The sequence below is a fragment of the Arsenicibacter rosenii genome (assembly GCF_001870735.1).
Classification (GTDB): Bacteria; Bacteroidota; Bacteroidia; order Cytophagales; family Spirosomataceae; genus Arsenicibacter; species Arsenicibacter rosenii.
On the sequence record NZ_MORL01000026.1, the window covers coordinates 38323 to 63517 of the forward strand.

The 25195-nt window shown below is 50.8% G+C and carries 23 protein-coding genes; 11 read left to right on the forward strand and 12 right to left on the reverse strand.

What is annotated here, in order from left to right:
* Positions 1-232: 232 nt before the first annotated feature.
* From BLX24_RS25920 to BLX24_RS25940, 5 genes are all read right to left on the reverse strand, one after another.
* On the reverse strand, positions 233-1519 hold the full coding sequence (locus BLX24_RS25920; RefSeq protein WP_071506136.1) for a hypothetical protein: 1287 nt from the start codon (positions 1517-1519) through the stop codon (positions 233-235).
* A 225-nt stretch (positions 1520-1744) separates the two neighbouring features.
* Positions 1745-2530 (reverse strand): DUF2971 domain-containing protein, encoded by a 786-nt coding sequence (locus tag BLX24_RS25925; RefSeq protein WP_071506137.1) that lies wholly within the window; start codon positions 2528-2530, stop codon positions 1745-1747.
* Between the two features lie 553 nt (positions 2531-3083).
* Entirely contained in the window at positions 3084-3440 is a 357-nt protein-coding gene (locus tag BLX24_RS25930; protein WP_071506138.1) for a helix-turn-helix domain-containing protein, read from the reverse strand.
* 33 nt (positions 3441-3473) lie between these two features.
* Positions 3474-3977, reverse strand: coding sequence for a GNAT family N-acetyltransferase (locus BLX24_RS25935; protein WP_071506139.1), 504 nt, complete (start codon positions 3975-3977; stop codon positions 3474-3476).
* Between the two features lie 355 nt (positions 3978-4332).
* Positions 4333-5274: a bifunctional helix-turn-helix transcriptional regulator/GNAT family N-acetyltransferase gene (locus BLX24_RS25940; RefSeq protein ID WP_071506140.1), complete on the reverse strand. Its 942-nt coding sequence runs from the start codon at positions 5272-5274 to the stop codon at positions 4333-4335.
* Positions 5275-5410: 136 nt separating this feature from the next.
* Here BLX24_RS25940 and BLX24_RS25945 point away from each other — a divergent pair, with 136 nt between their 5' ends.
* Positions 5411-5827: a hypothetical protein gene (locus BLX24_RS25945; protein ID WP_071506141.1), complete on the forward strand. Its 417-nt coding sequence runs from the start codon at positions 5411-5413 to the stop codon at positions 5825-5827.
* 65 nt (positions 5828-5892) lie between these two features.
* Here BLX24_RS25945 and BLX24_RS25950 read toward each other — a convergent pair whose 3' ends face one another.
* Positions 5893-6306, reverse strand: coding sequence for an OsmC family protein (locus tag BLX24_RS25950; protein ID WP_071506168.1), 414 nt, complete (start codon positions 6304-6306; stop codon positions 5893-5895).
* A gap of 198 nt (positions 6307-6504) precedes the next feature.
* Between BLX24_RS25950 and BLX24_RS25955 the strand changes: the two genes are divergently transcribed.
* From BLX24_RS25955 to BLX24_RS25970, 4 genes are all read left to right on the forward strand, one after another.
* Positions 6505-7536, forward strand: coding sequence for a sensor histidine kinase (locus BLX24_RS25955; RefSeq protein WP_083422182.1), 1032 nt, complete (start codon positions 6505-6507; stop codon positions 7534-7536).
* Positions 7533-8300, forward strand: coding sequence for a LytR/AlgR family response regulator transcription factor (locus BLX24_RS25960; protein ID WP_071506143.1), 768 nt, complete (start codon positions 7533-7535; stop codon positions 8298-8300). Before BLX24_RS25955 ends, BLX24_RS25960 begins: the two co-directional genes overlap by 4 nt.
* A 118-nt stretch (positions 8301-8418) precedes the next feature.
* Positions 8419-8787, forward strand: coding sequence for a DUF4890 domain-containing protein (locus BLX24_RS25965; RefSeq protein ID WP_071506144.1), 369 nt, complete (start codon positions 8419-8421; stop codon positions 8785-8787).
* 44 nt (positions 8788-8831) lie between these two features.
* Entirely contained in the window at positions 8832-9863 is a 1032-nt protein-coding gene (locus BLX24_RS25970; RefSeq protein WP_177225926.1) for a serine hydrolase domain-containing protein, read from the forward strand.
* 519 nt (positions 9864-10382) lie between these two features.
* On the opposite strand, the gene BLX24_RS25975 is transcribed toward BLX24_RS25970, so the two are convergent.
* Complete coding sequence (locus BLX24_RS25975) at positions 10383-10970, reverse strand: Crp/Fnr family transcriptional regulator (protein WP_071506169.1); 588 nt, start codon at positions 10968-10970, stop codon at positions 10383-10385.
* A gap of 61 nt (positions 10971-11031) precedes the next feature.
* Here BLX24_RS25975 and BLX24_RS25980 point away from each other — a divergent pair, with 61 nt between their 5' ends.
* Complete coding sequence (locus BLX24_RS25980; RefSeq protein ID WP_071506146.1) at positions 11032-11595, forward strand: Crp/Fnr family transcriptional regulator; 564 nt, start codon at positions 11032-11034, stop codon at positions 11593-11595.
* A gap of 69 nt (positions 11596-11664) precedes the next feature.
* The gene (locus BLX24_RS25985) at positions 11665-12801 is read left to right on the forward strand and encodes an FAD-dependent monooxygenase (protein WP_071506147.1); all 1137 of its coding nucleotides are present in this window, start codon (positions 11665-11667) and stop codon (positions 12799-12801) included.
* Position 12802: 1 nt separating this feature from the next.
* Here the strand turns inward: BLX24_RS25985 and BLX24_RS25990 are convergent, their stop codons facing one another.
* Together BLX24_RS25990 and BLX24_RS25995 are read right to left on the reverse strand one after the other, a co-directional pair.
* Positions 12803-13897: a glycoside hydrolase family 130 protein gene (locus tag BLX24_RS25990; RefSeq protein ID WP_071506148.1), complete on the reverse strand. Its 1095-nt coding sequence runs from the start codon at positions 13895-13897 to the stop codon at positions 12803-12805.
* Between the two features lie 4 nt (positions 13898-13901).
* The gene (locus tag BLX24_RS25995) at positions 13902-15044 is read right to left on the reverse strand and encodes a glycoside hydrolase family 5 protein (RefSeq protein WP_071506149.1); all 1143 of its coding nucleotides are present in this window, start codon (positions 15042-15044) and stop codon (positions 13902-13904) included.
* Positions 15045-15458: 414 nt separating this feature from the next.
* Here BLX24_RS25995 and BLX24_RS26000 point away from each other — a divergent pair, with 414 nt between their 5' ends.
* From BLX24_RS26000 to BLX24_RS26015, 4 genes are all read left to right on the forward strand, one after another.
* Positions 15459-17840: an ABC transporter permease gene (locus BLX24_RS26000; RefSeq protein ID WP_071506150.1), complete on the forward strand. Its 2382-nt coding sequence runs from the start codon at positions 15459-15461 to the stop codon at positions 17838-17840.
* A gap of 113 nt (positions 17841-17953) precedes the next feature.
* Positions 17954-20407 carry an ABC transporter permease gene (locus tag BLX24_RS26005; RefSeq protein WP_071506151.1) on the forward strand — a complete coding sequence of 818 codons (2454 nt, stop codon included), beginning with the start codon at positions 17954-17956 and terminating at the stop codon, positions 20405-20407.
* 402 nt (positions 20408-20809) lie between these two features.
* Positions 20810-21472, forward strand: coding sequence for a hypothetical protein (locus tag BLX24_RS26010; protein ID WP_071506152.1), 663 nt, complete (start codon positions 20810-20812; stop codon positions 21470-21472).
* A 12-nt stretch (positions 21473-21484) separates the two neighbouring features.
* Complete coding sequence (locus BLX24_RS26015; RefSeq protein WP_071506153.1) at positions 21485-21778, forward strand: hypothetical protein; 294 nt, start codon at positions 21485-21487, stop codon at positions 21776-21778.
* Positions 21779-21836: 58 nt separating this feature from the next.
* Here BLX24_RS26015 and BLX24_RS26020 read toward each other — a convergent pair whose 3' ends face one another.
* The 3 genes from BLX24_RS26020 to BLX24_RS26035 form a co-directional block, all read right to left on the reverse strand.
* The gene (locus BLX24_RS26020) at positions 21837-22133 is read right to left on the reverse strand and encodes a chaperone modulator CbpM (protein ID WP_071506154.1); all 297 of its coding nucleotides are present in this window, start codon (positions 22131-22133) and stop codon (positions 21837-21839) included.
* Positions 22134-22149: 16 nt separating this feature from the next.
* Positions 22150-23058, reverse strand: a complete 909-nt coding sequence (locus BLX24_RS26025) for a DnaJ C-terminal domain-containing protein (RefSeq protein ID WP_071506155.1) — start codon at positions 23056-23058, stop codon at positions 22150-22152.
* 261 nt (positions 23059-23319) lie between these two features.
* Entirely contained in the window at positions 23320-25179 is a 1860-nt protein-coding gene (locus BLX24_RS26035) for a RagB/SusD family nutrient uptake outer membrane protein (RefSeq protein ID WP_071506157.1), read from the reverse strand.
* Between the last annotated feature and the right edge of the window lie 16 nt (positions 25180-25195).

The window sequence follows — 25195 nt, forward strand, 5'->3', positions numbered from 1 at the left end:
GGTCGTTTAAAATAGCAGGTAACGAACAGGGCTTGTGGCAGGTGGGGCATTTGAAACTCGTCTGCTCAAACGACCTCCAGTATAAATTACTACTGTTCAATTACTTACAGAAGTTCAATAGGTTTCCGTCTGCCGAAACAAAAGTACAATAAAATTACAAATGCTCAATCACTTCCGTCCGCCCCCACTTGACACAAACCCATGTTGGCAGATGCCGTTTTGTTCACCCGATTTAATCCCAGCGATATTCGTAATGAAAGTTCTGATTTAATTTTTGGGTTAGATACTCTGCTGCTACTTTTGCTCCTGCAATCTCAACTTCGACAGAATTCATACTTTCAATTGTTCTCAAACCATATAAATAATACTTGTCGGCATATCCTTTTGCAATTCCTAAATCAATTAAAGCTTGTGTAATTTCAGAGTGCGAGGTATAAGTTGACACATTAACAAATGCGGACATTCCTGAATATTTACCACTTTTATAAATTCTTTCAGATTCTTCAAATGCTTTAATGCAGGCTTCTTCCCATACATCTTTTACAAATTTTAATATTTTAGCACTTACTTCAATTTTTTGCTTTATTGCTGGTAAAGATTTGAATGGTAAATCATCTATTCTTATGTTTGAGGTATTTAGTCCTAATTTATTAATAGATTCTAAACTTAATACAAAAGTATTTTCAATAGCTTTTAAATTATATTCTCTACCAAAAGGGTCACAAGTTGCGTGATGTAAAGTTTTCAAGAAATTTATTAAGTCTTCTGCTTCTTCATCTTTTGAAACAAATACAATAATTCTACTAAAATTGGTTGCATTGTCCTTTAAATAAAATGGTAAGCCAGGCGTTTCATATTTATTATTTGTGTCTGCCCATCTCCATTCTCTTTCGTGAGTCCAATCAATTTTATTTGTTTGAGCTAAATTTGTTGCCACATATCTATATTGTTCTTGCAAACCAAGTCCACAGCTATGGGATAAGCATCTCAATCCTTTATCAAAGTAAGGGTCTGTGGAATTATTTGCCTCAGAATGAATGTTTGAGAGCCCATAAATTACAGGTCTTGCACCGTATGTAAACATTTCATTTTTTAAAAATGCGACACCATAAGTTTGCACATTATTCTCAGAATTTCTCTTTTTCGCATATTCTATTAATCCATAAAGAGGCATTTCTGTGAAACATGAAGCTGAATATGGTCCATAAATAGTTGGTTTAAGTTGTCCATAAGTTGATTTTCTATGCGACCAACCTGTTTTTACATAGCCATTTGTTAAGATTTTTTTTAGGATTGTAAATGCGTGTTCATCTGGACTCAACTCAAAATAATCTTCTTCATATTGTATCGTCTTGTAAATTTCTTTCCCATTTGAATCAAATGAATCTGGAAAAGTGGCATCTTCTTCCTCAACTAAATCATATTCTTCATCATAAGTATAGTCCAATGGTACATTGTCGGGATTCTTTCTATGGACAAAATGGATAAGCCAGTCACTTAAATCAATTCTTTTACTCATATTTCGTTTTATTTAAATCCCAAGATGTTTGAATATTGTTTGTTTTCACGGTTTCTGCCAACGTTTTTCGGCTTGGCGTAGTGGCGGATTTTTAGCATAAAAGTTCAATCGAAGAACTGCACTTGAACCTACCACAAAACTGTCATACGAAGAACTGAACCCGCCATTACGCCAAACCGCTGTTATGCGTTCGGGCTTTTTCATTGTATCTTTCAAATGTCTCAATTATATAGTTTTTAAAGTCAATCCGTAAGTTCCGTTTTGTTTTTCCGTTTGTTTAAATGTCAAGTGTGCATAACCATTAGTATTCGCCAAATTTTTAATTCTGTCAATTTCTGCTTGTGATTTGTTGCAACCAAAAATAATTTCTGTCAATGCCTTTTTGTTGAAGTTGTAAAGACCTTTTGCTTGCTTAAAAATTCTAATTTCTTTTTCGTATTTCCACAACTCAAATTTTGTCTTAATCATTTTGGTTACTATTTCATTCGGCTGTGTCATATGGTTATATACTGGATAACTTTGGTCGTAAATAACAGTCAACGGAATTGAGAAAAAGTCAAGGTCTTCAAGTATGTCAAACTTTAAGCATACACCATAATGATTGTCTGCATAGTGGGACCAAAGTAAAATATTGTCAGGCTCTTGGCTTAAACACAAAACTCCTTTATCGTCAAAATTTATTGCGTCTTCCAATATTTTCGAAAAAGCGAGTGGGTTGTTAATCGCATTTGTCGCAAGATTGGAAATTATATTGGCTGGTTCACTGGGCAAAACTCTGTTTAGAAATTGTGTAACTTCTGTCGGTGTTGGAAATGTTACTGGCTGCAATTGACAATCAAAAGGGTCATTAAATGCTTTCGGTGATGAAAACATTAATGAGTTTGTCGTTATGATACTGTCGAAATGCGGATTTTTCGTTGTGTCAGAAATACGATATTTATATACGAATTGCGGATACTGTCCGTTTGCAACTCCGATTTTTATTAGTTCTTTTATTTTGTCAGTGTCCATTTTGTTTATATTTTATTGATGTCTGCTCTGTCGTCATAGCCTGACGCATAACTCTCAAATAGACGCAACTTACGCCTATCTGAAGCAATAGTAAGAATATTCTTTTTTATCAAAACTCGCCATCCAACAATACCATTACACCACTGATATTGAACAACATAATGACACTTTATCTTTTATTACCCAATCGATACAATACAAAATACGAATAGCGTATATTGTATTGTATCGCAGTTTGATGCCCCATCAACAATACAAAACGCGCATAGCAGAGTTCTTCCCAATACCATCATCGTATCAGGTTGCCAATACCTCCCATAAAATCCTAGCAGAACGTAAAGCAGAGATAGTACCCGTGGCAGGCGGGTGGAGAAGCGGGGTGGTGTACGTAAATGGGTGCATCGTGTTTACTTAGTGGTGGCGATCCGCAAATAAAGTAAATAGATGCAAGTATTAAAATACTTGATGACGATACGGTAAAACTTTTTATTGGTAAAGTCCTGATAAACAAAACGGGGAACGCAGACTGAACCGTACAAAAGGGTTAGTCAGGTCAGGCCCTTTCCAGAATAAAATTACCGTCTATCCCTAACTTTTCGTGGAGCCGTTTGGCAATCTCCAGCGTAACCCGTCGTTTGCCATGCAGGATTTCTGATACCCGCGATGATTCGATGCCCAGGAGTTGGGCAAGGTCTTTTTGTTTGAGCTTCATTTCATACATTTTCAGCTCAATCATGCTACTCAGCGTTGTCGGCTTCGGAAACGCCACATGTGTAGCTTCGTATGCCTGAATTGCTTCGCTCAGTGCCTGTGCCTTGCTTTGCAACTCAGGAGAGTCTTTCAGAATTTGAATAAGCTGGTCAAACTCAACAAAGGCTTGTTTGTATTCGGCTTCGTTCTGGATAATCATGGCTTATAGTCAATTGTTTTTGCGTCTATTTTATTAAACCAACCGCTTCTCGTACCCCAGAAACCGCAGGCCGGGCCGGAAGCCAAGCGTCAGTTCACCGGCAAAGGCATAACCCAGCCTGGGAAACAGGCGCTGTGTGGCCGCGTTCTCCGAGTTGGTGTCGATGCGCAGCACGCCGATCCCCCGCGCCACCGCCAGGGCTTCGGCCTGTTGCAGCAGGGCCGCCGCAATCCCCCGCCCCTGAAAGCCGGGATGCACCGCCAGCCGGTGGGTGACCAGCGCCGTCTCCGCCAAATCCCAGCCTAGTTGGGCATATTCAGGGTCCTGGATGGTAGTCAGGGCGGCCACACCGGCCACCGTGCCGTCGATGTCGGCCACCCACAGGTCGCCGCGTTCGATGTCCTGCCCGAAAACGGTTGCGTTCGGGTAACCGGCATCCCACTGAAAATTACCGGCCGCCTGCATCACCGGCACCACCTGTTTTAGTAATTCACCCAATGCCGGTAAATCGGCTATGGTCGCTAATCGTATCATCATAAGTAGGCTACTATAACTAGTTCACAATTTTTCCTCCCCCTAGCCCCCTCCAAAGCTAAGCTTTTATGGGTTTTAGTCGTGTTTTACCTCACCCCTGCCCCTCCCGAATCGTCGGCACGGCCTGAAAAACAGGAGAGGGGATGCGTTTCAGAGCTCTAAGGCCCCTCTCCTTATTTCAAGGGGAGGGGTTGGGGTGGGGTACATGACGTTCGTATCCAGCCAAGGCATTACTTTTCAAAACCCCTACAAGCTTAGCCTCCAAAGGGGGAAACTGGTCCGGACTTCCCTTTTGGAGGGGGAGAAACGGTCAGCTGTTGCCGGAGGAGCGCACTATAATCAAGCAATTAGCGCCGGATTAAAGGTCAAGTTTCATTTTGATATTGGCGCGGGCATAGGGAGTTGCGCTCATTTCGACTTTGTAAAAGCCCAGTTTACGGTACAGCTCAAGCGCCGGAAAGAGCTGTGTGTTGGATTCCAGCCAAAGCTGACGAGCCCCCGCCTGACGGGCCGTTTCCACGGCGGCAAGACCTAATTTTTTGCCGATCTGTTTGCCCTGCACCTTCGGATCGACCGCCATTTTGGCCATTTCGAACACGCCGGGCCCGTCGGCCACCAGCGCCACCGTCCCGACGATATGACCCCGATATTGCGCAAACAGAATATGCCCGCCCCCGGCCAGAATCGCTTCCGGCGCATCCAGTTGTTCGAGGTCATGGGCTTCAACCGCAAAGTACTGCTCAATCCAGGCAATGTTCAGGGCTTTGAAATAGGGCGCGAAAGCTGGTTCGTAAGGCAGGATCGTCACTTCCTCCTGTTGCCGCTCTTTCAGGTACGCGCTGAACCGGCTCAGGTAATCCTGTTGGGCCAGGGCGTTTTCCAGCTCCTCCACGGCCCAGAGCAGGTTGTGCCGCTGTTCGTTCAGTAATTGCGTGTTCACGGCCTGGATATAACTCCAGACCTGCCGGAACTCAGGTTGCCGCGCCTGCCCGGTTTCCGATAGCTGCAGGATGCGTTTACGCCCGTCCGTTGCCGATTTACCGGACACAATCAGGTCCTCCTGCTCCAGCTGCCGGGCCAGCTGGATAATGGCCGGATGCGAAAAGCCCAGTTGTTCGGCAATCTCCGTAATACTCATTGGCCCCCGTTCGCTCAGGAGCCAGAATACCGGAAAACATTTCGGATCAAAATCCAGCCCGTACTGCTGATACACGGCCCCTGCCTGCGCATTGACGGTTTCGGCTAACCGCCGCATCCGGCTGACAAACGCTAACGGGCCTAATTGCGCGATAAAATCCATACAAAGGTAGTTACGTAATTAATTACACAAATATTTACATTGTATATGAAATTGCCAAGTATTACACAATTTTATGCCTTTTAATACCTTTTTAGCGTATATATGTATATATAGAAGGCCCTAAGCAAATGTATTTATGAAATTTCACGGTTTACTTGCCATTGCATCGCTACTATTATTCACTCAGTGTCAGTCGTCAAATCAGGAAACTACTCATTCAGAACCCAATTTGCCTGGCAGCGACCGGGATAGTCATGATTGCATCAGATCAGCCGGATATACCTGGTCAGCCGTAAAAAAAGAATGTATCCGGGTATTTGAGTCGGGAGTGCGTCTGAACGCGGCGGCAGGACAAGACTCAACGATGTCAGCGTTTATCGTTTTTGGCGCGGACAGCAGTCAGGTCGAAGTATTCTTCCCGAACCAGGCGCCTGTACCGGTATTGAGCCGATCCGAATCACAAACTACATGGGAGGACGAACAGTTGACGATCAGCCATCAAGCAGGGAAATGGGTGATTCAGCAGGGAGGTAAACCGATATATCAGGAATAAAAAAAGTGGTGGCACGACTCTAACAGGGCCGCCTGGCGGTCGTGCCACTACTAACGGTCATACCGTTAATTCTCCAGTGTCGCCTCAACACTGATCTCGGCTTTCAGCACCTGGCTTACCGGACAGTTCAGTTCGGCGTCTTTTACGCTGGCATCAAATACCTCCTGGCTGATGCCCGGTACTTTCGCTTTCAGAATCAGGTGCGACTTGCTGATTACCCCGTTTTCGAACGTAATAACCGAGGTCGTTTCGAGTGATTCCGGCGTAAAACCAGCCTCGCCCAGAACGAAGCTCAGCTTCATGGTGAAACAGCCTGAGTGAGCCGCCGCAATCAGTTCTTCAGGGTTGGTACCAATACCTTCGGCAAACCGGCTGTTGAACGAGTATTGGGTCTGATTCAGGACGGTGCTTTGTGTTGTTAAGTGACCGTTACCTTCTTTTCCGGAGCCGTTCCAGACGGCAGTAGCTTTGCGTTTCATGTTTTTATGCGGTTTTGTGTTGTTTTCTTGTTTGAACAATACAAAGGTCAGCATGCGGCGGCTGAAAAAAATTAACCCGGGTTAAAATCGATCCAACCGCCCGTTTTTTTACCCCCTCCGGAAGAGGGTTCAGGGCTTTTTTTGTCTGTTTCAGGCTGATTCGGGCCAGGTCTGGCCGTTTGCTCCTTAATTTCAGGCATGCACAGTCGATTTTCACTTCGTCAGATTGCGGCTATCGCGGCAATACTGGTAGCTTTGCTAACCAATCTACCCCTGATCAGTCTCCTGCCAAGGGCACGGCTCAGCCTCTTTCAGGGCGTACCCGACGTGTTGTTTTTTGTTCTGCGCTTTCTTTTTTACAGCGCCTTCGCCTTTTTCTTTATTGAATTTAACCGATGGGGACTGACGCGGCGGCCCATGCAGGGGGCCTTACAGCTTATTGGCTGGCTCACCGTCAACATGCTGCTGTATGGCGTTATCATTGGTTTGTTTGTGGTATTGGTGATGAAGACCCTTCCCAACTACCCTGTGCTGGTGGCGTTTACCGCTTATTTCCGGGGCTTTTTTATCTGGCTCGTGGCGCTGCTGATCGGGTACTTCCTGAACGTGCTGGACCAGAACCGGACGATGCTGGCCGAAAACGAGCGCTTAAAACAGCAAACCATTCAGGCGCAATTCAACGCCCTGCGCGATCAGCTTAACCCGCATTTTCTGTTCAACTCCCTGAATACCCTCAGCTCCCTTATCCGGGAGCACAGTGAGCTGAGCCAGCCGTTTGTCCAGAAGCTGTCGCAGGTGTTGCGGTATTCGCTTCAGGTGCAGCAGCAAAAACTCGTGCCTATTGCCGAAGAACGGCAGTTTACGGCGGCCTTTGCCTTTTTGCTCCACATGCGTTTCGGCGAGCAACTCCGGATCATCGACGAGCTGCCCGACAATCCGCCCTGGCTCATTCCACCGATGACCCTGCAACTGCTGATCGAAAACGCCGTGAAGCACAACGTTATTTCCAGGGCCCGGCCGCTGACGATTCTGATGCAAAGCGACGACGCCGGCGGCGTAATCCGCGTATCAAATCCGTACCAGCCCAAAGCCGAACCCACCGACGGTACCGGCACCGGCCTGGCCAATCTCGACACCCGCATCAAGCTGCTGACCGGCCAATCCATCCGTATTGCGTGTCAGCACGATACATTTACCGTTTCGTTGCCTATCATTCTGAAACAAGCATGAACGTACTGATTCTGGAAGACGAACCCACGGCCGCCCACCACCTGACCGCACTCCTGCACGGAATCGACCCGACGATGCAGATCATCCAGGTTATCGACAGCGTGGCCGACGGGCGGCTGATCTGGCCGACCCTGCCTTCGCCCGACCTGATTGTTTCGGATATTCAGCTCGCCGACGGCCTCAGCTTTTCACTGCTCGAACAGGTTGACGTAGCCTGCCCGATTATTTTTACGACAGCCTATGATGAATATGCGATCCGGGCGTTCCGGCTCAACAGCATTGATTACCTGCTCAAACCGATCGATACCGAAGCCCTGGAGCGGGCCCTGCGTAAATACCGGTCGCTTACCCGGCCTCATACCGATGCCGTGACGCGGCAGCTGCAACAACTGCTGAACGACGGGCATTTCCGGCCACGCACCTACCGCCAGAGCTTTCTGGTACCGTTCCGCGACAAGCTCATTCCGGTCAAAACGGCCGACATTGCCTGGTTTTTGATCGAAGGCGGCGTGGTTTCGGCAACCCTGTCCGACAAAACCAGCTACCCACTCGATACCACCCTCGACGAACTGGATACCCAACTCGATCCGACGCTGTTTTTCCGGGCAAACCGGCAGGTTATCGTCGCACGGACCAGCATTGCCGAAGCGGAGTACTATTTTAACGGGCGCTTGCTGCTCAAACTCCGGCCGGCGCCGGTTCATCAGGTGCTGATCAGCAAAGAGCGGGTGCCGCTGTTCCGGAAGTGGATGGAAACCTACTGAGCATTGACCACCGGATCTGGCCGGTTGACGACCGGATCCGGCGTTTTCGCCCTTTTTTTTCCGCACCTGTGTCTGTCACCGCTATACTTTTACATCGTGAACAACAGTCTATCATCGCATGAAAAAACAACTGATCATCACCGGACTTTGCCTTGTCCTTGCCGTACCTTCATTCGCGCAGCAACGTCAGGTTGGTACACCCGATATGCGGGCCAAACGCCAGACCGAACGCATGAACGAGTCGCTCAACCTGACAGAAACCCAGCTCACCAGTGTTTCGGCCATTAATCTGAAATACGCCCGGGAAATGCAGCCGATTCTTCAGGACGGCGAACGCAACCTGAAAACGGCCCGTCAGGCGCGGGACATCATGCAACGGAAAGACAAGGAGATGAAAGCCGTGCTCGACGCGGCTCAATATCAGCAATATGAGCAAATGAAAGAGGCGTTGCGGAAAGAAGTTAAAGAGCGTCGGGGCCGGAAATGATGCGTCAGTTAACCGTATTCACTCTTTTTGCGGGCCTACTGAGCATGGCCTGCACAACCGGCCTGCCCCCTGCCGGCCCGCAGACCGCCTATGACTTTTCGGCCATTGACCGGATCATGCGCGATTCGGTCAGCACGATCTACAACGGCAATGCGGTCATTATGATCACCATTGACGGCAAACCGGCCTATGTCCGGTCATACGGTAACCTGACGCCCACCACCCGCCGCCCGATTGCCTCCAACAGCAAGTGGCTGACGGGAGCGGTGCTGCTGAGCCTTGTCGATGACGGCAAGCTGAGTCTGTCGGATACGGTCGGCCGGTTTCTGCCGGTTTTCTCGCGATATGGCAAGGGCGGCATTACCATCCGGCAGTTGCTGTCGCATACCTCCGGGTTTCCCGGCAATTCGGAGCAGCGATACGAACTGATCAAATACCGTAACAGTACGCTGGCCGCCATTGCCGATTCCATTGCCATGCGCGTGCCGCTCAAATACAAACCCGGCAGCACATTTGAATACGGCGGAGTGAGTATGCAGGTAGCCGGCCGCATTGCCGAAGTCGTAACGGGAAAAGCGTGGGAAGCCTTGTTTCAGGAAAAAATTGCGGGGCCTTGCCAGATGCGCGACACCGACTACGGACAACTGAGCAATCCGGCCCTGGCGGGCAGTGTGCGGTCGACGGCCAGCGACTACACCAATTTCCTGATCATGCTCGTCAACGGCGGGATGTTTAACGGTAAACGGGTATTGAGTGAGCCATCGGTGCTGGCGATGCAGCAAAACCAGTCGGGCAACGTCGTGACCGGCCATTCGCCTTACCCCGACAAACCGCCGTTTAACCCCTATCACAACGAGGTGATCCGCTACGGCATCGGCTGCTGGCGCGATGTAGTGGCCCCCGGCGACCGGGCCGAAGAGGTCTCGAGCCCTGGTCTGTTTGGCGCCCATCCGTGGATTGTGCCATCAAAAAAACTGACCGGCTACATTTTCACCTTCCAGCTCAACGCGGGCTACACCCTCAGCCGCGCTACCTCGCTCCGCATCCGCAGTCTGGTGCGGGAGGCGGTGAAGTGATGCCGCAAAAAACAACCTTCCCGAAAGTTTAGAACTTTCGGGAAGGTTGTTTTTTGCTCCTGGAAGCTCAGCTCTGAAAGCAAACAACCCCGTTCAGCTATGTCCTGAACGGGGTTTTATGTTTAAATGATTAAATTGCCATGTCGGTTAACTGCTACCAACAGTCAACCGACCCGAAGCCTCGCCGGAGGTTGAGGCTATTTGTTTCACACTCAAATCATACTACCAATATGACGAGAGCGAAACTGAGCAAATGGATGAAGCACACATCCAAAAAGCTCGACCAGAATCAGGGGTGGATTAAAACAATCTTAGCCCTGATCCGTACTGGCTTCTCAATGTTGATAGACTGGTATCGACATTCGTAAGCTAGTTTCCTGACGCTCCACCCTACCAAGGTGGGGCGTTTTTAATTACTACTCAACAAATATAAAATGCTTTCAACGCTATTCAAACGCTTACAAATGCAATCACAGGAAATATTTATCAATAAGACTTTCCCGGTCCATCAGGAACACCCTATTTCCCCGAAATCCGTTTACGAATCCGGCTCAGCGACGGCCCCTGAATGTCGAGGTACGACGCGATGTGGTAGAGCGGAATCATGCTGAAAATGTCCGGATGGGCTTCCACTAAGTTCAGATACCGCTGCTCGGGTGTTTTAAACAAGGTATCTTCCGTCCGGTTCATGATGGTAGCAAACCCCTGCTCGGCCACCAGCCGCCCGAAACGTTCCCACTGGTGTGAGGTCTGATAAAGCAACTGCAGATGATCGTAATGGATATACAGAATCGTTGATCCGACCATCGACTCGGTGTAGTAGTTGCACGGCGACTGCTCCATGAAGCTCTTGTAGGCCACAATCACCTGATTCTTCCCGAAAAAAAACACATTCCGCTCTTCGCCCGTCGCATCGTTGACGTAATAGGTCCGGAACAGGCCGTCGAAAATAAAGCCGAGGTGCTTGCAAACGTTTTTATATTCGTTGTAAAATTCTCCTTTTTTGTAGGTTCTGGGCTGCCAGTAAGGCGCCGATAAGGCAAAGTGCTCGGCATCAATGCCGGCAAACTGGTGTAATACCTGTTCAAGAATAGCGAGTTGCGTCATGGCTTGGTCGGAATGGCCGTGTTCGGCAAGCAAAAATACACGAATCTCCGGGGTTAAAAAGATGACAATTATTGAGGCCATTACCGCTGTATGCCCCCTCCGGCCCGAAAGCCGTCAGGCGCTGACAGACGTGCTGCGTACGAACACCTACCGCAAACATACCGAACTGCTGACAATGGGACAGGTCGCACACTCCATGTATTTTATCCGCAAAGGGCTGGCGCGGGTATACTACTACTACAAGGAAATGGACGTGACAGACTATTTTGCCATCGACGGGCAGTTTGTCGGAGCCGTGCCGAGCGCCTTTACGCGACAACCCACCCGCAAAGCCATTCAGCTGATCGAGAATTCGGAGGTCGACAGCTTTTCGCTGGCAGACGTTGAAGCCTGTTGTGCGGCGCACCATGACCTCGAACGGGCTGTCCGCAAAATGGCCTTTTTCGCCCTGATTCAGGAACAGGAACGGATCGAAAGCCTCCGGTTTCACTCGGCGGCCGAACGCTATGCCGAACTTGAAAAACAGTATCCCGGTATCAGCAACCGTTGCCCGCTCAAATACATTGCTTCGTATCTGGGCACTACCCAGGTCAGCCTCAGCCGTATCCGCGCAGGCGTCCAATAATTTAACGTATGTAAAAAAAGAACCCGCGGGCGTTCAGGACCTTTGTGGCCTTATCTCACAAACGATACAATGAACGTAGCGATTACAGGCGGAGGCATTGCGGGGCTGACCACAGCCATTGCGCTCCGGAAAGCAGGGGTCTCCTGCACTATTTACGAAGCCGCTCCCGATATCAGGCCGGTGGGCGCAGGTATTGCCCTGGCGGCCAACGCCATGCAGGCATTCGCGCGGCTTGGCATTCAGGACGCCATTATGCGTAAGGGGCGCTTACTCAATGCCTTCACCATCAAAGAGCCATCGGGCCGGGTCGTGACCAAAACCGACAGCGTGGCTATGTCGCAGCGGTTCGGGGCCGACAATTTCACCATCCACCGTGCCGACCTGCACCAGACCCTGCTTTCGTTCATCGATCCGGCCTGTATCCGGACCAACAAACGCTGCCTGGATATTACTCAAACGCCCGGCCGCGTAACGCTCCACTTCAGCGACGGCACGTCGGCCGAAGCCGATTACCTGCTGGCCTGCGATGGGATCCGGTCGCCGGTCCGGCAAAAGCTGCTGCCCGACCGCCCGCTGCGGTATGCGGGCTATACCTGCTGGCGGGCGGTCGTTGATATGCCCGGCCTGACCCTGACCGAAGCAACGGAAACGTGGGGAACCGAAGGCCGGTTCGGGGTGGTGCCGCTGACAAATAATCAGGTTTACTGGTTTGCCTGCATCAACACTACGCCCCAAAACGAAGCTTATAAACGCTACACGCCAGATGACCTGCTCTGGCATTTCGGTTCGTTTCACGACCCCATTCCGGCCCTGCTGGAACAGACCCGCCCCGACCAGCTGATCTGGTCCGACATCAACGATCTGACGCCGATTGACCGGTACGCATTCGGCAACATCCTGCTCCTCGGCGATGCCGCCCATGCCACAACGCCTAACATGGGGCAGGGCGCGTGTCAGGCCATTGAAGATGCGGTGGTGCTGGCCCAGGAATGGTACAAACACCTGACTGTTGAAGCGGCCTTTCAGGCGTTTGAAAAGCGGCGGCTTTCGCGGACCCACGCCATCGTAAACCGGTCGCGGCAGGTCGGGAAAATCGCTCAGCTCAGCAGCCCGATGCTGGCCGCCATCCGTAATTTTGTTTTCCGGCAAATTCCCGCGTCGGTCAGTACCAAACAACTGGAGTCGGTCCTGACGGTTGACTTTTAGCTTATCTGGTCATGGCAAGCCCCACAAACGAGTCGGCCGTACCGTAGTAGAGGAACCATTTACCTTTGAAATAAACCAGTCCTTCGGCAAAGGTGGTTCCGGACTTATACTGGCCCGCTACCTCGTGTGGCAGCGTTGGTTTGAGAAACGAATTGTCGGAGCGGCCAATCAGCTTTTCGGGATTGGCCGGATCGAAAATCATCTGCCCGACCGAATACGTCCCTTTTGCCAGATTCGGGTCGGCATTCTGATTGGTCGCGTTCCGGCCATTGTAGAGCAATACAATGCCTTTTTCAGTGATGACGGCCGGTGGCCCGCACTCGGTCAGGCTGCTGTCGAACTTACCGGGACGGGGCCGCGCTACGGCCAGCAGATCGCCTTTGTCGTTCAGAAGCGGATACCAGTCGTACAGGTTTTCCGACCACGCCAGATTAACGAGGTGTTCACCCCAGTACATCCAGTATTTGCCGTTGATCCTGGCCACAACGGGCTTGTTTTTCACCATTTTCGTCACGATAGACCCTGATTTGCTGGGTACGTTCAGGAACTTCTGATTATGGGCTTTGGCAAAGGCCGGCCCTTTTTTCTCCCAGTGAATCAGGTCTTTCGAAAAGGCAATCGACAAGCGGGGCGTTTTGTAATTCCATGAGGTATAGGCGACTACATACGTCCCGTCTTCGGTTTCGACCAGTCGCGGGTCTTCGCAGCCGCCCGGACTGTCATACTGGTTAAACGCATCGTTGTCGGGATACAAAACCGGCGTCGGGTATTTTTTGAAGTGGATACCGTCTTCACTTTCGGCCAGCCCCAGACGGGAGGTACGGCCCCCGAGGTGAGCCGCCGGGTTGTCTTCGCAGCGATACAGCAAATACACTTTATTGTTCCGTACAATAGCCGCCGGGTTAAAGACATCGGCTTTCTGCCAGCGTACTTCCTGCTTTTTAACAGGACACAAAAACGTGTAGCTGGAATCGGCACGGACGATGGGATTCTGGTCGGGCTTGTAGAAGCTATCGACATTCAGGTTCAGAGGGCGTTGCGGCGCGCAGCTCACCATCAGCGCTCCGACACAAAGGGAAAGGAGGTTACGATACATTAACTCAGGCTTTTATCAGGAGATTCAACAATTTACGGTCGAGTTTATAGCCGTGCCAGTCTTCATAGGCCACATCGGCCCGCTTTGAGTTCAGAATGCCAAAATCACCGATGAACTCCCAGAGCGCAAAGCCGATGCCGTTGGCCGACAGAATATCCAGCACATCGCCGAACCACGCCAGAAAAACATCGTGCGGTGTTTTGTTCCAGCAGCCACACTCGCCGCAATGCACGCCAACGCCCTGTTTCACAAGGTTGATCCACGGCTGATAAAACGTTTCGAGCATCTGACGGCTCAGGTACTGGTTACCGACCTGCCCCGGCCATTTTGGTTCGGGCTGCTGGTCGGGGTCTTTCACCGCCCATGGTGCTTTATAGTGGGAAATAATACCTGGCGTATAGCCGCGGCAACTTTGGGCAATGTCGAGATCGGTTAGCTCGGGAATCACGGTGGAGCCTCCGCTGTTTCCGTCGGCGATGATCAGGTGTTTTTTGTTTTCGCGCCGGATTACGTCGGACGCAGCTATGGCCACGCGCCGGTAGTCGACGCCGGGCACCGGCCCGCTTTTGGAATGTTGATCGTTCATATCGGCCCGCATACTGGGTTCATTCAGCAGGTCGAAGCTGATTTTTTTGGCTGATACGTTTTTGTAGCGCTTTGCCCACATGTTCCAGTGGAAGCAGAATGCATCGACCGCCGCCTGATCGGTCCAGAGATTATAGGGCTCGTTAAAGCCGGCGTTGATGCAATAACCAGGGGCACGGTGCAGGTTCAGGCTGACGTGGAGGTTGTGTTTATGGGCCAGATGTACCAGTTGGTCGATACGGTCAACGGCCCGTTCATCTATCTGATAGACCTCATCCGGTTTGATGGGCCGGCTGCGGTCAAACGTCAGGTAGTAGGGATAGGCCATCGGGAGCCGGACAAAATCAAAGCCCCAGTCCTGCATCCATTTCAGGTGATCTTCGGTTGTTGCCGGCCGGCTACGGGCCGGATCGGGTGAAAAGAAGTCGAGTAAATTAAAGCCTTTCCATTTCGGCAGTTTGTTCTGCGGCTTGGCTTCAGGGCCTGCGAGCGCTACCGGTCCCGTCGCCCCTACCGTTGCTGCCACCACAGCGGCCTGCTGAATAAACGTTCGTCGTTGCATGTTAAAAAGAGAACAACCCCTCCCTTATCTACTCAGTGGCTAAAGAGCGAAAGAGCGGCTGCGTTGCAGCAAAGAGCGAAAGAGCGAAAGCGTGCTGACGCAGCCCTCTTGCCAAACAGCGGCTTTCACTTCTATCCCTTTATCGCTCTTTCACTCTCTCACTCTTTCACTCTCTCACTCTTTAAAACACGTCCGCAAATGAACGGACGGTGTCCGATGGCGGACAAAAAACGCTGACACACTCAACATAAATCCTTATTATCAGACACTTACCAATCCGGTACAGGATTTGACGGGATTATGCAGTGGTAGTATATAGAATAGTGGTGGCACGACTTAGAGTCGTGCCACCACTACCAGCAACAACCAGCAACCCGGCAACAACAAATAACTCAGTAACCCCAAAACTTCACCATGCTTCGTAATTACCTTAAAATCGCGGTCCGCAGTCTGTGGAAAAACCGGTTGTTTACGACGATCAATATCGTGGGCTTGTCTACCGGCCTGGCCAGTGTGATTATACTGCTCTTGTTTGTGCAGAAGTCCTTTACGTTTGACGGGTTTCACCGCGATATTGACCGGCTGTATTTTGTACAAACGAAAAGCGACGACAAGGCCTACGGGCAAACCGTCTATCCGCTGCTGGGACAGCTGCTTAAGGAGTACCCTGAGATTGAAACCGGTACGCACATTCAGACCTGGAGTTATCCGTGGATTACAGCCAATGGCAAGAACGTCCAGGAGTCAACAGTTTACGCCGACTCTACCTTTTTTGATGTATTTTCCTTTCCGTTAAAATACGGCGACGCGGCCACGGCGCTCAAAACGAAACAGTCCGTTGTACTGGTCGATAAGGTTGCTCAAAACCTGTTCGGCAATACGAATCCGGTCGGGAAGGCGGTAACGCTGGATGACACCCTGCAATACACCGTCACCGGCGTCCTGAAAGAGCTGCCGGCCAATTCCTCTACTCAGTTTGATGTGTTGCTGCCGGCTGCCAACCTGTACGACTTTCCGGGCTTTAAAGAGAATGCCGACTGGTATAACACCTTTGCGCAGATTTTTGTGAAGCTCCGGCCCGACGCCGACCCGCGCAAGCTGGAAGCCAAATTTCCGGCGCTGGTTAAAACGCACTTTCACAGGGAGGCTCAGAACCGGCAGATTCTGCTGGCACCGGTCAAAGACCGTGTTTTTATTGATGAGCCCAACTTCAAAAACATTCTGTACGGGGCTATCACCATAGCGGCCTTCATCCTGCTCATTACCAGCATCAACCTTATTAACCTGAGTATGGCGTCTTCGCTGATGCGCATCAAAGAGGTCTCCGTAAAACGCGTTATCGGTTCGGCTACCCGTCAGATTCTGGCTCAGTTCTGGGTCGAAGCCGGCCTCGTGGTGTTCCTCTCGCTCGGGCTATCCCTGCTCTTTGCTTTTTATGTGCTGGTGCCGCAGTTTAATGAATTCCGGCAGGGACGTATGCAGCTGACCATCGATCCGGCTACGGATTATCCGACGTTTCTGCGCGTTTTCGGCATTGCGCTGCTGGTTACGCTGGTAGCCGGTACCTACCCTGCCTACCAGCTCAACAAACTCAACCTGACCAACAGCCTTAAAGGCAAGCTGCAAAGCAATCCGCGCGGCAACCGGATGACCCAAAACAGCCTGATTGTGGTTCAGTTTGCCATTGCCGTACTCTTTATCATCGGCACCATCGCCGTCCGCCAGCAGATCAGCTTTATGAAAAGTGCAGACTTAGGATTCAACAAAGACAATCTGCTGGTTGTCAGCACAAATCTGGATTATAAAGACCCGAAAACGGCCAACAGTCAGTTTACCGGCATCATCGACCGGCTCCGCAAAAACCCGCATGTCACCAGCCTGGCTAGTTCGGCGGTTATCCCGACCCGCTACTGGTCTAATTACAACGATTATGAGCCCGTTGGCACCGCCCGAAAGTTTGTGAACCTGCGGCACGTTGCCGGCGGTATCGGCTATACCCAAACGTTTGGCATCCGGCTGGTCGAAGGCCGTGATTTTTCAGAGACGATTGCCAGCGACGCTACCTCGAAACCTGTTTTAATCAACGAATCAGCCAAAAAGGCATTTGGCTGGACTACGGCAGTCGGCAAACAGATTCAGGGCCGCAACTCCTCGGAAGTCCTGACGGTGATCGGCGTGATGAAAGACTTTCACTACCAGTCGCTGAAAGACAAGATTGAGCCGCTGCTGCATTGGTACGGGGGTAAAATGGACCTAAAAGACTACCTCACGATCCGGCTCGACGACGTCCGGAACAGCCCGGCTATCGTGGCAGAACTGGAAGCAGCCTTTAAACAGATTCCCGCCAAACGGCCCTTCAAATACGTCTACATGAGCGACGAAGTTGACAAGACCTACATAGGGACCGAAGGCGTCTGGAAAATGATCAACTTCACGGCGATTCTGGCCATTCTGACGGCCTGTGCGGGCATTTTCGGGCTGATTACCCTGGCGGCCCGTCAGCGCACGAAGGAAATCGGTATCCGGAAAGTCCTCGGTGCTTCGGTAGTCAGTATCACGGTTATGCTGTGCCGCCACTTTCTGTGGCTGGTGGCCCTGGCGGCACTCATTGCCATACCAATCGCCTATTGGGGGCTCGACAAATACCTGAGCGCCTATGCCTACCGCGCCCCGCTCAGCCCATGGATATTCATCATCGGCGGCATCGCGGCCCTGCTGATTGCCCTCCTGACCATCAGCTATCAAACCATCCGCGCCGCCCTCATCAATCCTGTACGGTCCTTAAAGAGTGAATGAGCGAATTGATTGAGTGATTGAGCGATTGAGTGATTGAGTGGGTCGTAATCGTAAATGCGGGTATCAGTGTAAATCCCCGCTAAATCACTCAATCACTAAATCCATCAACTACCATGTTCCAAAACTACCTTAAGATCGCCTGGCGGAACCTGCTGCAACAGAAGGGGTTTTCGTTCATTAACATTTTCGGGCTGACTATCGGCCTGACCTGTTGCTTCCTGATTTTGCTGTTTGTACGGCATGAACTCAGCTACGACAAGTTTCATGCGAAGTATGACCGCATTTACCGGATCAACTACCTGCCGAAATTCGCGGGGCTGACGGAGCCGCTGGCCCTGACGCCACCGCCGGTATCGCCGCTGCTGGCCGCAAACTTCCCGGAAGTGGAAACGTCGGCGCGGATGTTCCGGAGCCCGGCCACGGTTGAGGTGCGGGCTACCGGACAACATGCACCGGTTAAGTTTGACGAAGAGCGATTTTTCTTCAGCGATCCGGCTATCCTTACTATCTTTTCGTTCCACTTTCTGAAAGGAGACCCCCATACCGCCCTGCGCGATAAATTCGCGGTTGTGGTCTCCGCAAAGGCTGCTCAGCGCTATTTCGGCAGTACCGACCCGATCGGGAAAACACTGATCTACGAAGGAAAACACCCGATGACCATTACCGGCGTTATTGAGGACTTCCCGGACAACTCGCACATCTACCCCGACATGATCGCCAACTATGAGACCATGTTTGCGACAGAAAACGAGGCGGCCCGCAAGAATCTGCCGTATAACTTTGTGATTTCGCATTCGTACACCTACGTACTGCTGCGGCCGGGCCATGCGCCGGAGCGGGTAAATGCCCGGTTTCCGGCTTTCCTGAAAACCCATGCCGATAAGGAAATCGCATCCGGTATCGAATACACCCTGGAGCCGATGCGTGATTTTCATCTCCGCTCAACCGCCCAGAACACGCCTGAGCCTGCCGGTAGCATTACCTATGTCTACATTTTTATGGGCATTGCGGGCATTACCCTCCTGATTGCCTGTATCAATTTTATCAACCTGTCGACGGCCCGCTCGCTGCGCCGTGCCAAAGAAGTAGGTATCCGGAAGGTATTGGGCAGCGAAAAGAAACAGCTGATCGCTCAGTTTTTAGGCGAATCACTCCTGCTCAGCTTTCTGGCACTGGTATCATCGCTGGTGCTGATCGGCGTACTGCTTCCGGTCCTGAACACCCTCACCAATAAGCAGCTGACCCTGAACTATCTGCTCAAAGACATGTGGCTATTGCCTGCTTTTATCGGCATCGCCGTTTTATCGGGTGTCCTGTCCGGTGTTTATCCGGCCTTTTTTGTCTCCGGTTTTCAGCCGATTGTCACGCTGAAGGGCAGCTTTTCGAGTGCGAAAGCCAGGGGTGGTCTGTTACGGCAGGCATTGCTCGGGGTTCAGTTGGCAGCCTCTATCGCCTTGATCATCGGTGCCCTGGTTACGTTTCAGCAACTCACCTTCCTGCGCGATCAGCCGCTGGGCTTCGACAAGGATTTTATCATTACCGTAAACACCCGCAACCAGAAGATTACCAACGTATTTGCTTCGGCTTCGGACAGTAGCTATCAACGGCTGAAGACCTTCCGTGAAGTGCTGCTGCGTAATCCGCAGGTGCAGGACATTACGCTGTCGAACAACCCGCTCGGGTCAGGGGGCGTACACCGGAATGTAGTGCCGGAAGGCTACACGCAGAAAGAAAATCTGATGTTTACCGCCATTCTGGCCGTTGATCACAATTTTGCCGAAACGTACGGGCTTAAGCTGGTCGCCGGCCGGCATTTTTCGGAAGCGTATGCGATGGACAAAACCGCCGCGTTTCTGATCAACGAAGCAGCCGTGAAGCAGTATGGCTGGAAAACACCTTCAGCCGCCATCGGCAAAGGCCTGAACGTAGAAGGGAAACAAGGCAAGATCATCGGCGTCCTGAAAGACTTTCATAATCAGTCACTGTATGCTCCCATCGACGGGCTGGTCATGAGCATTTCCCAACCCGAACTAACGGTTTTTTCGATTAAACTCCGGCCTAAACAGGTTCAGCAAACCATTGGCTTTATCCGTCAGCAATGGGACCGGTTTTTCCCCGAAAAAAGCTTTGATTACGCCTTTCTGGATCAGAATCTGGCACAGCAATATGACCGTGACCAGCGACTGAGTAAACTCATCAGCTACTTTGCCATCATGGCCATTCTGATTTCGTGCATGGGTTTGTTTGGGCTGGTCTCGCTGGTAACCCAGCAGAAAACCAAGGAAATCGGCATCCGGAAAGTACTGGGTGCTTCAGTGCCGGGGCTGGTAGCCATGCTTTCGAAAGGCTATGTCGGGCTCGTACTGATTGCCATGGTCATAGCATCGCCGCTGGCGTGGTGGGGCATGAATCAATGGCTTCAGACCTTCGCATATAAAATCGACATTGCCTGGTGGATTTTTGCCCTCGCCGGTTTACTAACCCTGCTGATTACGCTCATCACCGTTTCATTCCAGTCGGTTAAGGCCGCCCTTATCAATCCGGTACGATCCCTGCGCAGCGAGTAGCTTTTTGTCCGCAAACGAACGGAAAACCGTCCGTTTGCGGACAAAAACAAAGACAAACAAAAACACAAATACCTGAAAATCAATCTCTATTCCTTTTTGGCATAGGATTTGGCATGTTGTAGATAAGGCTTTAGCCTATAAACAACAGATACGATGAAGGTCCGAAACAATACTGGTATTCCTTTCGGAGCGCACTTAATACTACGGGGCCAATGGTTTCTTCGGCAGATACGGGGAAACGATTGGCCCTTATTTTTTACCGGCTGGCACCGACAGAACACATGATCAGAAAAAAGTAAAGTACCTGCACGCTTTTTTCATCATTTGTCGTTCTTCATACGTTATTCTCCGCCATCAGGAGCCATTCAACAGCTTTTCATTCTTTATTCCCCCCGCTCAGGCATGAAACAATTATTCACTCTTTTCGCTCTGCTACTCCTTCAGCTGACAGCCATGGCGCAGCGGTCGTCAGTGAGCAAAAACATCATTGTCGATGATCTGATCATGACCATTAAGGTCGACATCGAAGAACCGGGCCGTACGCTCCATTACCACAAGCGGTTTAACATCGAAGGAATGGACTCCGTTGAACGGCAGGCGCTCGAAACCCGCATTCTGGATTCGCTGGGTGTTAACGGCCCGGCTAAAGCCAAACGATTTCAGGATAATCAGCCGGTCGCCAGCGCACACGGTGCCGTGATCAGTTCACGCAGCCGTGGGTATGGGGCGACAAACAGTGAAGTACGGTCAGTCACAACCGGACGGCGGCCAACCGGTGAACCGATTGAGGAGGTCGTCGTGACAGGCTATGCCAAAAAACCGGATAGCTGGAGCAAAGAGCCGGTCGACAACGAAACCATCGAGAAGCTGACAACAAACGACAACATGCCGTACAGCAAACAGATCAAGGACGATCCCGAAACCGGTCGTCTGTTTATGCGGTATCGTTATGAGAAAGACGGAGAAGAATTCATTTTTGAGCGGACAGTCAACGCACAGGGAAAATCAGATAAGGAAAAAAGCCGCATCATCCGCGAAACCGAAAAAAGTCTCGGACTAAAGTAACCCTTTTCACTCATGGCACATATTGCAATCCCTATTCCGACGGTGCCCGGCAAACAGGACATCGAAATTGACGTAACGATTAACGGCCAGAAACAGGCCCTGCATTATCGCGTAGAACTGTTCTACTGGGGCGACTGCACCGTACCTACCTTTGACCGGGTCGACTGCATCCGGCAGATGCTGTCCAGCTATGATCAGGACTGGACGCTGTATTACATCGGTTCGCCGACCGACAAGTTTGTACCGGTGACCTTCGTCAAAAAAGAGGATCTGGTCAAACAGCGGCAATTAATGACCATGGCATAAACAGCCGGACAGGTATAACAAACGGACGGTAACGGTGAAAGTTGCCGTCCGTTTGTTTTTACATCGGTTCGTAAAACGACAGCCGGTTTTGCAGCCGGACAATTTGCTGCTGCAAATCCTCGATTCGTTCCAGCAGTCCGGTAACGACATCCATATCATCCGGGTGAATGGCCAGGTCCTGATGCAGGCGTACCAGTTTTTCCAGCCGTACCAGCTGACCGGGATGGATATAGACCCTCTGCTCAATGATCATGGTCTCAATCAGGCCATTATGTTCAAGGGCCTCAATAAAGGCGGATTCTACCTGATGATACACGCAGAACTCACGGATTGAAATTAATTGCTCAGTATTCATACAGTGTGTGTTGCGGTTAACGGTTGGCTAGTTTCCGGAATAGTTCTTTTTGTTCATCGGTCAGGTCAGTAGGTATTTTAACCTGCCATTGCACATATAAATCGCCGAAGGCGCCCTCCTGGTTGTAGACCGGAAAGCCCTTGCCTTTCAGGCGGCTTTTTCCGCCATTCTGGGTACCGGCGGCCACCGGAATTTTCACTTTACCGTTCAGGGTTTCGATTACCTTTTCACCACCCAGTACGGCCGTATACAGGTCAATCTCCTCCTCAACGTATACATCATGGCCTTTCCGTTTGTAGCGGTCATCGTCGGCCACCAGAATAGTGATGTATAAATCGCCTTTTGGCCCGCCGTTGACGCCCGGTCCGCCATAGCCTGCGAGTTTTATTTTCTGCCCGTTCTCAACACCAGCCTTAATGGTAATGCCAATCTGCTGCCCGTCGAGGGTGAGCGTCTGTTTGTGTGTTGTGTAGGCATCGCGCAGGCTCAGGTGCAGTTCAGCCTGATAGTCGGAGCCGCGAAATTTGGCTGGCCGGCCGCCGGTACGTGTCCGCCCGCCTTCCTGGCCAAACATCGACGAAAGGAAGTCGGAGAAGTCAGCCCCGCCAAAGCCGTCTGAGAAATCATACTCCCCGCCCGTGCCTGCATGCTGCCGGGCTTGTTGCTGCCGTTGTTGTTTCGCCTGTTCATACTGATCGGCATACGCCCAGTCTTTCCCATACTGATCGTATTTTTTCCGTTTTTCCGGATCGCTCAGTACTTCGTTTGCTTCGTTGAGCTGCTGAAACTTTTTTTGCGCTTCCGCATCATTCGGGTTCAGGTCCGGATGCAGTTTGCGGGCCAGCTTCCGGTACGCCTTTTTTATGTCTTCGTCGGAGGCAGTTTTCGGTACCCCCAGCACGGTATAATAATCCACAAATTCCATGTTCGTGTGTGTTTAGCGGTGTAATTTTCCACAAATTTCCCCCTGTACCTATAACAGATATCAGCCGTTTGTAGTTACGCCATCCTTGACAAATTCATGGTTTTCGTATTGTTCATAATTCCACCAGTCAGCCCGTGCAGCAGGAATCCGGTATTTGTTCAGAAAACGGTCCATACTCTTTAGACGGACCACTACAAAAAAGAAACGCCCCCGGTCAGACATGCTGACCGGGGGCGTCATTCAGTAATACAAACCTTTGTCTTAATAACCCGGGTTTTGCAACAGTTTGTTGTTCCGGTTCATCTCGTCGCGGCTGATCGGTAACAGGTACATTTTATCTAACCAGGTCCGGTTTTCTTTACCTGGATCGATCTCGAATACCTTATAACTGTAATCGTAACTGGTTGGATCGTACTTGTATAGTGTCACCGATTTACCTGCCTTCAACGTACCGGTAATATTGATACCATTAGCTTTCCGGCCTAACGTTGTACCGGCAATCATCCAGCGACGGGCATCATGGTACCGTTGTTCTTCAAGGTACATTTCAACGCGGCGTTCATTCCGGTAGCGCTGGCGCAGGGCATCCCCCGATTCGGTCAGAGCAGGCATCCCCGACCGGAAGCGGATTTTGTTCAGCCACGTACGCGCTTCGGCATCCTGACCTAACTCAATACAGGCTTCGGCATAGTTAAAGACCGCTTCGGTATAACGCAGTGCCGGCCATGGCACTTCCTGCCATGTGTTCTGATCGACAATCGCAGGGTTTGCGTCAATAAATTTGCGGGCATAGTAGCCGGTGTAGCTACCGTTCCAGTCTTCAATCGGGCTGTTACGTGTGTCCAGACCGAAGTGTGTAACTTTGGCACCGGAAGCATTCACAATCTCATACCGGCCGGTCTGAATCTGACCCAGCGGATCACGGGCTGTATTTGCGGCACTCCGTGGTTTCCACTGTGAGCCATCATACAGAATCGAGGCGTAGAAACGCGGATCACGGTTAGCATACGGATTAGCCGCATGCTCCGGTTTATTCCAGTCGAATTTCGAGCCATCCATCATTTCATAATCATCAACCATCAGCTGAACAGGCGTGTTTCCGGCCCAGTTGTTATATCCGTTCGGACCGTTAAATAAGCCCTGACGGCCACCGTTTTCTTGTTTTGCATTGATGAAATAGCGACCAAACAGCATCTCTTTTTCACCACCATTACGTGACATAGAGTTGTTGATGTATGTTTGCGTTGCTTCATCTTTCGACAACGGCGCACTCAATGTCAACATGTTACCGTAGCCGGCAATATCGAGAACAGCTTTAGCTGCATCTTTTGCTTTCTGCCAGCGGTCAGTACGGCTACCGCTCAGCGATCCGAAGAACTCCGGTTTCGCATAGGCTGCCAGCACACTTGATTTAGCTTTGGCAGTTGGTACGTCGTGCAGGTCGCTTGCGGCATACAACAACACCCGTGCCTTCAGAGCCAGAGCGGCCGCTTTATTAGCACGACCACGGGCCATCGAACGGCCATCGAGCAGTTTAGCCGCTTCGTCGCAATCCTTAACGATGAAGTTCACACACTCATCCCATGTATTTCGCGGGGCGAGGTAATCAGCCTCTCCGAGGTCGTAGGCACGGTCGATCAGAGGCACACTACCATAGTAACGGATAAGCTGCTGATAGTAATAGGCGCGCATGAACAAAGTCTCACCCTTTAACCGTTCGACAACACCGTTTGTGTTGGTAAACTTCGGTGCTTCCAGGTTTTTCAGGGCCAGGTTACACGCCCGGATACGGGAGTACATGCTGGGCCAGCTCAGAGTACCATTTACCCAACCGATATCGGCCGGGTTAGAGCGCGACTCCGTAATGGTTGTAATGCCACGGCCAGGGTGCGTAAAGATGGTTTCATCGGTCAGCGAGGCAAGCATCTGCTCGTCGAAGCCGCCGTTCCCCAAGCCAGCGTAGATTTCCGTTACGAAGGCATCTGCCAGGGCAGCATCCGTCCACACCGCCGATTCAGACACCTGATCAAGCGGTTGCGTATTTACAAAATCATCATTGCAGCTTGTCACCATGAAGGATCCCACAACAGCTGCTACCAATAGATATTTCAATCGATTCATAATCGTTCAGCGTTAG

Coding starts and splice junctions, on each gene's coding strand:
- BLX24_RS25920 (WP_071506136.1), bottom strand. CDS start 1,519: ATGAGTAAAAGAATTGATTTAAGTGACTGGCTTATCCATTTTGTCCAT.
- BLX24_RS25925 (WP_071506137.1), bottom strand. CDS start 2,530: ATGGACACTGACAAAATAAAAGAACTAATAAAAATCGGAGTTGCAAAC.
- BLX24_RS25930 (WP_071506138.1), bottom strand. CDS start 3,440: ATGATTATCCAGAACGAAGCCGAATACAAACAAGCCTTTGTTGAGTTT.
- BLX24_RS25935 (WP_071506139.1), bottom strand. CDS start 3,977: ATGATGATACGATTAGCGACCATAGCCGATTTACCGGCATTGGGTGAA.
- BLX24_RS25940 (WP_071506140.1), bottom strand. CDS start 5,274: ATGGATTTTATCGCGCAATTAGGCCCGTTAGCGTTTGTCAGCCGGATG.
- BLX24_RS25945 (WP_071506141.1), top strand. CDS start 5,411: ATGAAATTTCACGGTTTACTTGCCATTGCATCGCTACTATTATTCACT.
- BLX24_RS25950 (WP_071506168.1), bottom strand. CDS start 6,306: ATGAAACGCAAAGCTACTGCCGTCTGGAACGGCTCCGGAAAAGAAGGT.
- BLX24_RS25955 (WP_083422182.1), top strand. CDS start 6,505: ATGCACAGTCGATTTTCACTTCGTCAGATTGCGGCTATCGCGGCAATA.
- BLX24_RS25960 (WP_071506143.1), top strand. CDS start 7,533: ATGAACGTACTGATTCTGGAAGACGAACCCACGGCCGCCCACCACCTG.
- BLX24_RS25965 (WP_071506144.1), top strand. CDS start 8,419: ATGAAAAAACAACTGATCATCACCGGACTTTGCCTTGTCCTTGCCGTA.
- BLX24_RS25970 (WP_177225926.1), top strand. CDS start 8,832: ATGGCCTGCACAACCGGCCTGCCCCCTGCCGGCCCGCAGACCGCCTAT.
- BLX24_RS25975 (WP_071506169.1), bottom strand. CDS start 10,970: ATGACGCAACTCGCTATTCTTGAACAGGTATTACACCAGTTTGCCGGC.
- BLX24_RS25980 (WP_071506146.1), top strand. CDS start 11,032: ATGACAATTATTGAGGCCATTACCGCTGTATGCCCCCTCCGGCCCGAA.
- BLX24_RS25985 (WP_071506147.1), top strand. CDS start 11,665: ATGAACGTAGCGATTACAGGCGGAGGCATTGCGGGGCTGACCACAGCC.
- BLX24_RS25990 (WP_071506148.1), bottom strand. CDS start 13,897: ATGTATCGTAACCTCCTTTCCCTTTGTGTCGGAGCGCTGATGGTGAGC.
- BLX24_RS25995 (WP_071506149.1), bottom strand. CDS start 15,044: ATGCAACGACGAACGTTTATTCAGCAGGCCGCTGTGGTGGCAGCAACG.
- BLX24_RS26000 (WP_071506150.1), top strand. CDS start 15,459: ATGCTTCGTAATTACCTTAAAATCGCGGTCCGCAGTCTGTGGAAAAAC.
- BLX24_RS26005 (WP_071506151.1), top strand. CDS start 17,954: ATGTTCCAAAACTACCTTAAGATCGCCTGGCGGAACCTGCTGCAACAG.
- BLX24_RS26010 (WP_071506152.1), top strand. CDS start 20,810: ATGAAACAATTATTCACTCTTTTCGCTCTGCTACTCCTTCAGCTGACA.
- BLX24_RS26015 (WP_071506153.1), top strand. CDS start 21,485: ATGGCACATATTGCAATCCCTATTCCGACGGTGCCCGGCAAACAGGAC.
- BLX24_RS26020 (WP_071506154.1), bottom strand. CDS start 22,133: ATGAATACTGAGCAATTAATTTCAATCCGTGAGTTCTGCGTGTATCAT.
- BLX24_RS26025 (WP_071506155.1), bottom strand. CDS start 23,058: ATGGAATTTGTGGATTATTATACCGTGCTGGGGGTACCGAAAACTGCC.
- BLX24_RS26035 (WP_071506157.1), bottom strand. CDS start 25,179: ATGAATCGATTGAAATATCTATTGGTAGCAGCTGTTGTGGGATCCTTC.